This is a genomic window from Bacteroides sp. 1_1_30 (assembly GCF_020982715.1).
Classification (GTDB): domain Bacteria; phylum Bacteroidota; class Bacteroidia; order Bacteroidales; family Bacteroidaceae; genus Bacteroides; species Bacteroides xylanisolvens.
In genome coordinates this window covers 35,146-44,311 of sequence record NZ_JAJKHN010000056.1, presented here as the reverse complement: position 1 = coordinate 44,311, position 9,166 = coordinate 35,146, and the positions used below count along the sequence as shown (strand labels likewise).

The following is a 9,166-nucleotide window of genomic DNA, read 5'->3' as shown; positions in this document are numbered from 1 at the left end:
TAAGTACGGTTCGGGGGCAGGTAAACGAAAACCTACCGCTGTAAAGCGGAAAGGCGTTGTTTGCCGAGCCTACAGATAAGCATGGAGATGAAAGAACAAGCGTTGAAGGTTTACCAATCTCCAATGACCAATGATAAGAACCATTGGAAATATGACGATAACCTTATGTCATTTTTAGAGAGCCTATGATATGAACCTAAATTATGTTGGCATAAAAAGCAGAAATAATCTATAATACAGGTTTTATCAGTATTTTGCCAACATAATTATCACCACAACATAAGACGCAGAAATCCATCAGTTCACCAATGCCAGCGTAGCACGTTTCCCTTTGGCAGTAAGCCGACTGGAGAAAAACGGAGAGGAATCCAACCGCATTTCCGGCTTTATGAATATCGAGGCATGGCGTAAGAACGAGAACACCGATTCCTTCGACATGCTGACCAAAGGTACCATGCTTACCGTCGAGGGTTATTTCAAACCAGAAGAATGGATTGACAAGGACGGTACGAGACACAACCGCATCGTGACCGTGGCTGTCAAGTTTTATCCGCCTGTTGAAAAAGAGGAGGAAGCTCCTAAAAAACAGGCAAAACCTGTGAAGAAAGGCAAGAAATGATTTCGGCCTTACAGACAAAGCGACCTTCGGGTCGCTTTATTTTTGTTCATGGACGGCTTCAGCCATTCCGCCCTTTTATAGCTTTTCCCCTTCATGTACTTCCGTACCATTATAATGTCATGTCGCTCCTTTGTGTTTTTACTGCTTTTCGGGGTTCTATTCCGCAAGCCTGTTATTTTTCTCTGCAAAGTTTGATTGCCGTTTTCCGGTCCTGTCAAGGAACCGCTTTGCTGGCTGTCGGAAAATCTTCCTCTCCGTGCCTGCGAGCGTATTTTCCACATCCTCCTTGCCCGGACCGACCGCCAATTTCGTGGGCAGAAAAAATAATCAACCTTCCGGTACAGAAACTACCGGAGGGAAAACAAACAAAATTCATCAACTTTAAAATTGTAGTGATATGACATTCAGAGAATTTATGGCAGAAAACGGCTACACGTTACAGACAACCTTTTGGAGTGATTTTTCGATAGCAGACCGCTTCGGACTTCCAGCAGTCCAAGACACTTTTAACCGAGCATTTGCAGAGTGGAAACAGAGCTACAAGTACCTCACAGAACTTATTTTGGTACTCAACCACAAAATTTGGCAGCACTACGAGGCAGCCCCGGAAATGGCAAAGCTCTACAACATCCTTTGGATGCAAGCCGACCAATACGCCATCGAGAATCTGAAAGGCAGCGAGCTGGAATATTATTATGAGGTGACGGACTGATGCCGTCATACAGATAAAGCAGATAGTTCAATCAGTTAAACTCAATAAAATAGATATGGATATTACATTTGCAATCGTCCGTGCAGAAAATGCGGACTATCTTTGCCATCATGCCAACGGCATCTATGTAGATGTCAGCAATCCAATGAGAACTTTTGTTGCCGGAGAAGATAAGTTCCGGCTTATTGAACCGGACCGCTCGTTGGAACGGAAGGAGTACAGGTTCAGAGGACAGAACTGCTATCTTGTACCTCGTTTTTATGCCAACGGGTGGCTGGCTCTTCTGTTACAGAGCGTGGAGGATGAAAGTGAGTATATCGTCCTTTCTGTCAATTTGGAGGAAATGGATGCCCTTGGATTGCCCGACCGGACATTTATTGATGTGAACCATTATCCGGATGCCATGGAATTTTTGAGTGCGAACGGGCTGGCAACGGATTCCGGTTACAAACGCAGGAGCGGATTTGTGGAGTATCCGATGGTAATGCTGAATCTTGCATTGATTTACCAGCATTTCCCGAAGACATTCCAGGAAGCCGACATTGATTGTTTCTGAACAGCTGTTCCAGGCATGGATTGCTGATTGGTTTTAACGATACCGTACCGCCTTTTTCGGCACGGTATCGTTTTTCACGCCCGATTTTCCAGCGTCACCAGACTTTTATATATTGCCCTTTTCTCTCTTTTAGTTATTCCTTTTTCCACTTATAACGGCAAGCCAACCCTTTTTTATCATTTGCAATGGCGGGCAGGCCCTGATTGCATCCCGACATTTCGCTCGGGAATGTTTTCTTGTGCAAAGGTACGTCGAAAGAATGCTCTGCAAGTACCACTGTCGCTACCCGAAGTGAAATTTGACGTAACCTTCTGCAATCAAAGATTCTGGTATTCATAAAATTTCATTCCGGGGTTCTTGCTTTGCATTCCTGCTTCGCCGTATGATGGGCACCAGAAAGCGACCCTTGCGATGAAGTCGGTAAATTTCAAAGCAGGGCAAATGAAACACTTAAAAAAAAATAGAATAAAATGACAGTAGATGAAGTATTACAGCACGATTTGAAGTTCCGGTACATGCTACTCGGACGCCTGCAGGCAGATTGCGAATATTATCTTGGTTTCGGCAACAGAAATCCCAATCGTTTGTGGGCCGGTGATGAAGAGAGGCAACTGGAGTACATGACCAGGCTCTATGACAGTTTCACCGAGGAGGAAAAACCACAATGGCTGACAAGGGAACAGATTCTGAAGTATGATATCGCCATGAGGAATATACCGGAATAAAAACAAATGCCGCACCTGCTCCAAAGACAGAGCGATGCGGCAATCATCTTTCTAATCAATTATATCAGTTATCAGTTATGAAGATTCAGTGCTATTTAGCCTCGATGCCCCCTTTTACCATGTCACGAAAAGTCTTGGCAGGCTTGAAGGCAGGAACCGAATGGGCAGGGATGATGACAGTCGTATTGCTTGAAATGTTACGTCCTGTTTTCTGTGCTTTATGTTTGATTATAAAACTGCCGAACCCTCGCAGAAAAACCTCTTCTCCTGCAATCATCGAATCTTTCACGCTTTTCATAAACGCTTCCACTACGGCTGTTACCGTGTTCTTTTCTATACCGGTCTGTTCTGCAATCCGGTCAACAATCTCTGCCTTTGTCATGGTCTGATAAAATGAATGATAAAATATGCACTTACCTTCCGGCTTAACGGTCACGCCGGTAGTCGCTCTGGCTGAATCCACCAAATATACCTTTCAGAATCTTTCCGACAACCCAAAATACCACAAATAATACAATCAGTTCTCCCATAAGTCTTCTATTTTATATAGTTGTAATTGAATCTAAAGATACAAAATAATCTCTGAACTACAAAATAATACAGCGTGAAATTTATCCGGATTTACATCACATGTTTTCTACTCCGCTATCATCCTCTTCCGTCTTCTTCTTGACACGCGGACCGCTGGTCTGGCCACGGTCGAGCTTTACACCATATTTGTTGAGTATGCGCCATATTGAACTTTTGCTGCTGAAGCCGCTGGCAGCCCAGATGTCATCGAACGAATGGCCGTTGGTGTACATGTCCACGATTTTCTTGTCTCGTTCGGCTTTGGGCAGCACTTTCGGGGCTGCCGGTGCCTTGATGCTTTGGCGCAGCCTTTCCACATGGGCAGAGTACCTGCGCAATGCCGCAATCTCCTCCGGAAACGCACCGATTATCCACAGCACGTCAGCGGCTGTCGTGGAAGGAAACAGTTCACCTCGGGTATCCACCTTGTCGTGGATGGATATGATACGTACTATCTTGATCCGGCACAGTTCAATGAATGCGGACAGTTCTCTCAGCCCGCGTGTGGCATTGCTGAACTTGACCACGACAAGTTCGTCACCTCTTTCAAGATTTGCCATAAGCTGTTTCCACATCGGACGCAGCGTTTCGTGTTCGACCGTTTCTTCTACAATCTGTACACATCCGTATTGCTGCATCCATTCTCTTTCCGTGTCAAAACTTTCATTGTTTTCCCTGAATATGTAACCGACTTTTGCCATTTGATTATACATTGTTTTGATAACAAGTGCAAATATAATACTTTCCTTTAAATCCAAAATTATATTGTGGAAAAATAATCGTTTAAACGGATGGAAATCCTGTTTTTCTTTCACTTGTTTTCATTGATAATCATATTGTTAATATGATTATGAAAAAATCGCTAATTATGACATCAAAAGAATATTATCACGATTTTTATATATAGATTTGTACTGCTTTAATATGAAATAACAAATATGAAAAGTGTAAAATCATACTGCAAAAGAGTCTGGCTGTTGAGCGGAGTATGTGCCGCTTCACTGACCATTTGCGGATTGTCATCTTGCGGTGACGGAAGCGGCAAGCCTTTGTCGGAAGTGGCAGAAGACCCTGCCGGAACCTACCGGAAGTATCTGTCCGATATACGAAGCCTAAAAAGTGCTTCTTTCAAGGAACTGACCCTTCACGTCCACCAATGGCAGGAACTAAAGGATTCCGTCTTTTTTCATCTCCGCAAGGACTCGCTTATACGGGAACATCCCGACACACATTCGGCATGTGTCCGCCTGCACGATTCAATCCGCAACGAGTTCTCACGGCTGGTTCTTTCGAAGCCGCGTACCTATCAGGAACTCCTGTCCTTCAAAAATCAGTTTTCCTCCTATGCCCGTGATACGGAACTGCTGGATGACGTACAGAAAATCCGCCCTTTCTTCCGTTCGTTGGATGACCAGCCGGCACATAAAGGAAATCGGACCCAGGTCCTTTCCGCTTACCGTTCGCTGTTGGCACGCACCAACCGTGACGGCATACATAGTACCAAAGACCTGAGAGCCTTTATCACAAAGGAGGATGCCGTATTCCGTGCCTTCCTTGCACACCTGCATGAACTGGACGGTGAAGGTCTGACAGATATCACCCGCAACACCGAGCAATGCTGCTCTCAGATACTCCTTGCTGCCGAGCGTAAGGAAATCACCTACCAGGAGGCCATGCTTTATCTGGCCCTTCGCACCAACCGCCGGCAGATACAGAACATGCAGACCTGCATGGATGATGTCTGCAACAAGAGGGTCAAGACACCCGTACAGGCACATGCCTATATATGGATGCTCGTGCAGCCCTATTCTTCACTGGATGCTTTTTCCATGGCGTTGCTTTCAGAGGATGAGCGGAAACAGCTTGACAGGATGACGGCTCAGACCCCTGCGGTGTTCAAAAGCCTGAGCCGGATCTTTCAATCGGAAGGCACACGCCTGTCTGAACTTCCCGGGATGCTGATGGAAATTTTCATACACACGCTATAACAATACCATGAATATGTTACGACATTTTTTTGACGACTTTATGACGTTCGTCCCGCTTCAGTTGCCACAGCTGCTGGATGTGACCACCATGGAAGAGCCGCAGTTCTACGGCGACTATGCTCTGCTGACCTTTCCATTGCGAGATTCCTATGACCTGGAAGAGGTAATGGATATGTTCGAGGACGACATGGAGCTGATAACGCTCTACCACCATATTCCATCGCATACGGTCAAGTTCGGTCACAGCACCTGTGCATATTCCAATCCTGCTTTCGGCCAGATGTTCAAGATGAACTGCCAGACCGGTGCGGACGGCAAGGTTGACACCATCCTTGTCACCATCTATGATTCGCTGGAGCAGATGTATGGCGAATTGTGCCTTGACCTGGACCTACATTCCAAGGGAGGTGTGTTCAAATACAAGAAGGATAAGGAAGATGTCCTGCTGAATTTTCTATGACCGTTGCCTCATGAGGAATACGTTATATCGACAGATGGTCTATTGGATCAGGGAGTATCGTACATGGATAGAGGTCGTTGATGACAATATCTATAAGGAGTACGCACTGCCAAGGAACGGCCATATCGACTACATCGTTTCCCGGACATTGGTACTGCGGGCTTACAAGGACAAAGGCCCGTACACCAAGGGCATGACCTGGACAATCCCGGAGTATGCACTGGACAAGGCATTGGCCACCTACCGCAAGCAGGAACATACGTTCAGGCAGCGCATCAAGAAGGCTGCGATGTATCTCTCACCACGGGATGCCGAGGCCATCATCCTGCTGGCTTCCCACAACATTGTCCGTCTGGAACTGGTGATACTGCCCATTCAAGCACGCGAAAAACCCTATTACTTATGATTTGGAACATCTTACAACTCATTTTCTGTACCATGCTGTTTGCAGTGCCCATGGCATTGTACAAGAGCAACCGCCCTTTTATGGCAAGGTTCTATAACGCCATGGTATACCGTGAAAAGGCCCGTAGGCTCTATGTGCAGATTCTTTTGATCCTGCTTTTGCTTTTTCACTATGTCTATGCCTGCGGACATGCCGGCGAGTTCGGTATCCTGTTATCGACCGCAGTTTGTGCCGCTATCTATTCGTTCAGGCGGACGGACCGTTGGCTGAGACGTTTGCCCGGCAGGGCATCCTCGTTTGTTGCTCTGGCTACGGCTGTACTGGTCCTCGGCTTTGTACCGCATCTGTACACGCTGGCAGTCACCGTCGCCTTTCTTCTTTTGGCTGCCCTGTTCTATCCCTCCGATCGGGTAATGACCGAATCTGGGGATTTAGACCGGATTACCGGATGGATACAACATCCTGCACTGCTGGCCGAAAGCTATCATGATTATCATCACGCAAGGTTGCCGCAGGATGCGGACAGCGGCAACACTGATATATCCGCGCAATAATAACCATTCAAAAACAGATTGAAAATGAAAACCAGACAAAGAATAGCTGTCCCTATACTGGCAGACAGAGAGGCATTCGACTACCTCAAGGAGAAAGTGGGTGAACGGAAAACGAAAACGGAAGCCTATTGTGATTTGCTGGACAAGGCCCTGGCCGGTTTTGTTTCCCCCTTTTTAAGAAATCAGGAGTTTGAACTCCATCCCAACCAGTGTCATGTGACGGTTTCAGACCTTTCAGTGGAATGGCATTGGCACAGGGCTACCGTCCGTTCTTTCCTCGATGCACTGGAGGGGTTCGGCCTGCTGAGCCGTATCCGTCTTTCCAAAAGCGTCATCATTACCATGAACGTACAGAACGGCAGTTCCGTGGAGTCTTGTTCCGGACAGCAGGTGCCGGAGTTTTCCGACCTGATGCATGAGGTATTGTTCGATTGGATAACTGGCAAAACCGATACGGATGAAACCGGCATCCGATGTGGACAACTCATCCGCCAGGCTATGGACGGGACTGCCATGCAGGACAACCTTTCGTGTCCGGACAGTGTCACCCGTATAGGTTCAGATACTAGTAGCAATAGTCAGGCGGTGGAAATCAGCCTGGCTGCTCAGGAGTGCATCGCACTGGCCGCCCTGCAACGCGCCCTGCGGAAGTCGAGGTTCGATGACATTTCAGGTGCCATGGACTACTTCCATCTCGAACTTTATGGCGACTGGTCTGGGCTGCTTGCTACTGCCAACGAGCTTGCAGGGCTTTTCTTTGACGAAAACAGGGCAAATGATGTCGGGCATGAGGAAGACCGCATAGAAGACTTGAAAGCCCTTATAAAGCCTTTTCTCGCACTTGCAGCAAAGGCTCAGGAGAAGTCGTACCAGACCGGAGATTAGAAACCGAATGTATAACTGCGAACAATCCGTTTCCTTTCCCGTTCTGGAGTGCTGCCGGTTATAGGAGGCATCCGGGCTTGCCCGTCTGCCACGAACTAAGGGACGGGGGAGCCTAATACCCCTGATGACTGACGTCACAGGGAGGGTGTCCGTACAAGCAGCAAGCTGGGACACGAAGGAGTGTTCAGATAAACCCAAAAACAACATGATGAATCCCAAACAGGTGCTGGACGTGCAGGTATCAAAAGGCATTACTGCTGCCCAAAGCAACGAACATCTGCGCGACCGCAGCGAACGGGCGGAAAAATATGCCATGACCAAAGGCAACTACGACCCCACACGCAAACACTTGAATTTTGAAGTCGTGTCCGGCGGGAAAATACGTCCCGTTGACACGAGCCGCAATATTCCGGAACGGATGGCGGACATATTGAGATTCCGCGGAATCAAAGATCCCAATGAGGGATTGCCCGAACCGAAATACCGTACGGTGGTGAACATCATTTTCGGCGGATCCAGAGAGCGCATGCAGGAACTTGCCTTTGGCAGCCAGAAGGTGGATTACGAAAAAGATGCGGACAATAGCCATATCCAGCGGAAGGCTGACATTGAATGCTGGGCAAAGAATGTCTATTCATTTGTAAGTGGCAGATACGGTGAACAGAATATCGCTGCCTTCATTGTACATCTGGACGAAATCAATCCCCATGTACATTGCACGCTTCTGCCAATCAAGGACGGCCGCTTTGCGTACAAGGAGATATTTGCCGGAAAGGATAAGTTTGAATACAGTGCGCGAATGAAACAGCTCCATTCGGACTTTTTCTCGGAGGTCAATACCAAGTGGGGCATGTCGAGGGGAACAAGCATATCCGAGACAGGTGCCCGGCACAGAAGTACCGAGGAATATCGCCGCATGCTGTCCGAAGAGTGTACGTCGATTGAGGAGAATATCAAACGTCACCAACAGGTGCTGGGAGAACTTCAAACGGACATCCGCCTGGCAGAACGCCGGGTAAAAGGACTTACAACCATGGTCGCTAATCTGGAAGCGCAGAAAGCAGAAAAGGAATCCCTGTTATCGGCAGCCGAGCTCGACTTAAAGGAGAACAAGGGCAATGTGGCAGAACTGGCTGCCCGGATAAAAATGCTGGAGAAAGAGCTGCAGGGCATTTCCAGACAACTGGCAGATAAACAGGAGAAATTGCAGACGGCTGACCGACAACTCATCAGTCTGAAGGAGAATATGGATGCCATAGAAGAGCGTACAGAAACGCTCAAAGAGGAAGCTTACCGTTATTCACAGGATGTTCACTCCAAGGTGGACACCCTGCTCAAAGATGTTCTGCTGGAGGATATGGTCAGTGAATACCGTAGCGCATCGGCACAGATGGGTGAATCGGAACGGCGGCTGTTGGACGGTTCACTGATGCAATCCATTGCCGAACGTGGCACGGAGGTCATGCACTGTGCAACGATGCTGTTTCTCGGTATGGTGGACGAAGCCACTACGTTTGCCGAATCACATGGTGGTGGCGGTGGCGGAAGTGACCTCAAATGGGGTCGTGACGAAGACGAGGACAACCGTGCCTGGGCTCTGCGCTGTATGAGAATGGCGAGCCGCATGATGCGCCCTGCCATCGGCAAGAAACCCAAACGCTAAGTGGCACTGATCTGAAATCAATCAAATG

General features: G+C 47.8%; 13 protein-coding genes. 10 read left to right on the top strand and 3 right to left on the bottom strand.

Features of this window, described 5'->3' with window-relative positions; translation table 11 throughout:
- The first annotated feature begins 292 nt into the window (after nt 1-292).
- The 3 genes from LPH68_RS16720 to LPH68_RS16710 all read left to right on the top strand — a co-directional run bounded on the left by LPH68_RS16720 (nt 293) and on the right by LPH68_RS16710 (nt 1,887).
- Nucleotides 293-619 carry a single-stranded DNA-binding protein gene (locus LPH68_RS16720; protein ID WP_230297030.1) on the top strand — a complete coding sequence of 109 codons (327 nt, stop codon included), beginning with the start codon at nt 293-295 and terminating at the stop codon, nt 617-619.
- 397 nt (nt 620-1,016) lie between these two features.
- The gene (locus tag LPH68_RS16715; RefSeq protein WP_230297027.1) at nt 1,017-1,331 is read left to right on the top strand and encodes a hypothetical protein; all 315 of its coding nucleotides are present in this window, start codon (nt 1,017-1,019) and stop codon (nt 1,329-1,331) included.
- Nucleotides 1,332-1,386: 55 nt separating this feature from the next.
- A complete protein-coding gene (locus LPH68_RS16710; protein ID WP_230297026.1) occupies nt 1,387-1,887 on the top strand; it encodes a DUF4313 domain-containing protein in 501 nt (166 codons plus the stop codon).
- A gap of 133 nt (nt 1,888-2,020) precedes the next feature.
- On the opposite strand, the gene LPH68_RS16705 is transcribed toward LPH68_RS16710, so the two are convergent.
- On the bottom strand, nt 2,021-2,224 hold the full coding sequence (locus LPH68_RS16705) for a hypothetical protein (protein WP_230297025.1): 204 nt from the start codon (nt 2,222-2,224) through the stop codon (nt 2,021-2,023).
- A 133-nt stretch (nt 2,225-2,357) separates the two neighbouring features.
- Between LPH68_RS16705 and LPH68_RS16700 the strand changes: the two genes are divergently transcribed.
- Nucleotides 2,358-2,612, top strand: coding sequence for an LPD11 domain-containing protein (locus tag LPH68_RS16700; protein ID WP_230297024.1), 255 nt, complete (start codon nt 2,358-2,360; stop codon nt 2,610-2,612).
- 91 nt (nt 2,613-2,703) lie between these two features.
- Here the strand turns inward: LPH68_RS16700 and LPH68_RS16695 are convergent, their stop codons facing one another.
- Nucleotides 2,704-2,994 (bottom strand): HU family DNA-binding protein, encoded by a 291-nt coding sequence (locus LPH68_RS16695; RefSeq protein ID WP_230297029.1) that lies wholly within the window; start codon nt 2,992-2,994, stop codon nt 2,704-2,706.
- Nucleotides 2,995-3,238: 244 nt separating this feature from the next.
- The gene (locus LPH68_RS16690; protein WP_155819219.1) at nt 3,239-3,883 is read right to left on the bottom strand and encodes a recombinase family protein; all 645 of its coding nucleotides are present in this window, start codon (nt 3,881-3,883) and stop codon (nt 3,239-3,241) included.
- Between the two features lie 237 nt (nt 3,884-4,120).
- Between LPH68_RS16690 and LPH68_RS16685 the strand changes: the two genes are divergently transcribed.
- The 6 genes from LPH68_RS16685 to mobV all read left to right on the top strand — a co-directional run bounded on the left by LPH68_RS16685 (nt 4,121) and on the right by mobV (nt 9,138).
- Entirely contained in the window at nt 4,121-5,170 is a 1,050-nt protein-coding gene (locus LPH68_RS16685; RefSeq protein WP_230297023.1) for a hypothetical protein, read from the top strand.
- Nucleotides 5,171-5,183: 13 nt separating this feature from the next.
- The gene (locus tag LPH68_RS16680; RefSeq protein WP_230297022.1) at nt 5,184-5,630 is read left to right on the top strand and encodes a hypothetical protein; all 447 of its coding nucleotides are present in this window, start codon (nt 5,184-5,186) and stop codon (nt 5,628-5,630) included.
- A 10-nt stretch (nt 5,631-5,640) separates the two neighbouring features.
- On the top strand, nt 5,641-6,036 hold the full coding sequence (locus LPH68_RS16675) for a hypothetical protein (protein WP_230297021.1): 396 nt from the start codon (nt 5,641-5,643) through the stop codon (nt 6,034-6,036).
- The gene (locus tag LPH68_RS16670; RefSeq protein WP_230297020.1) at nt 6,033-6,590 is read left to right on the top strand and encodes a hypothetical protein; all 558 of its coding nucleotides are present in this window, start codon (nt 6,033-6,035) and stop codon (nt 6,588-6,590) included. Before LPH68_RS16675 ends, LPH68_RS16670 begins: the two co-directional genes overlap by 4 nt.
- A 24-nt stretch (nt 6,591-6,614) precedes the next feature.
- Nucleotides 6,615-7,475, top strand: coding sequence for a MarR family transcriptional regulator (locus LPH68_RS16665; protein WP_230297019.1), 861 nt, complete (start codon nt 6,615-6,617; stop codon nt 7,473-7,475).
- A gap of 205 nt (nt 7,476-7,680) precedes the next feature.
- On the top strand, nt 7,681-9,138 hold the full coding sequence (mobV, locus tag LPH68_RS16660) for a MobV family relaxase (RefSeq protein ID WP_230297018.1): 1,458 nt from the start codon (nt 7,681-7,683) through the stop codon (nt 9,136-9,138).
- The last annotated feature ends 28 nt before the right edge of the window (nt 9,139-9,166 follow it).

What these genes read in the sequence shown, in the direction of transcription:
- LPH68_RS16705 (WP_230297025.1), bottom strand. Translation starts at nt 2,224, where the DNA reads ATGAATACCAGAATCTTTGATTGCAGAAGGTTACGTCAAATTTCACTT.
- LPH68_RS16675 (WP_230297021.1), top strand. Translation starts at nt 5,641, where the DNA reads ATGAGGAATACGTTATATCGACAGATGGTCTATTGGATCAGGGAGTAT.
- LPH68_RS16690 (WP_155819219.1), bottom strand. Translation starts at nt 3,883, where the DNA reads ATGGCAAAAGTCGGTTACATATTCAGGGAAAACAATGAAAGTTTTGAC.
- LPH68_RS16700 (WP_230297024.1), top strand. Translation starts at nt 2,358, where the DNA reads ATGACAGTAGATGAAGTATTACAGCACGATTTGAAGTTCCGGTACATG.
- LPH68_RS16695 (WP_230297029.1), bottom strand. Translation starts at nt 2,994, where the DNA reads ATGACAAAGGCAGAGATTGTTGACCGGATTGCAGAACAGACCGGTATA.
- LPH68_RS16665 (WP_230297019.1), top strand. Translation starts at nt 6,615, where the DNA reads ATGAAAACCAGACAAAGAATAGCTGTCCCTATACTGGCAGACAGAGAG.
- LPH68_RS16685 (WP_230297023.1), top strand. Translation starts at nt 4,121, where the DNA reads ATGAAAAGTGTAAAATCATACTGCAAAAGAGTCTGGCTGTTGAGCGGA.
- LPH68_RS16710 (WP_230297026.1), top strand. Translation starts at nt 1,387, where the DNA reads ATGGATATTACATTTGCAATCGTCCGTGCAGAAAATGCGGACTATCTT.
- LPH68_RS16715 (WP_230297027.1), top strand. Translation starts at nt 1,017, where the DNA reads ATGACATTCAGAGAATTTATGGCAGAAAACGGCTACACGTTACAGACA.
- LPH68_RS16670 (WP_230297020.1), top strand. Translation starts at nt 6,033, where the DNA reads ATGATTTGGAACATCTTACAACTCATTTTCTGTACCATGCTGTTTGCA.
- mobV (WP_230297018.1), top strand. Translation starts at nt 7,681, where the DNA reads ATGATGAATCCCAAACAGGTGCTGGACGTGCAGGTATCAAAAGGCATT.
- LPH68_RS16680 (WP_230297022.1), top strand. Translation starts at nt 5,184, where the DNA reads ATGTTACGACATTTTTTTGACGACTTTATGACGTTCGTCCCGCTTCAG.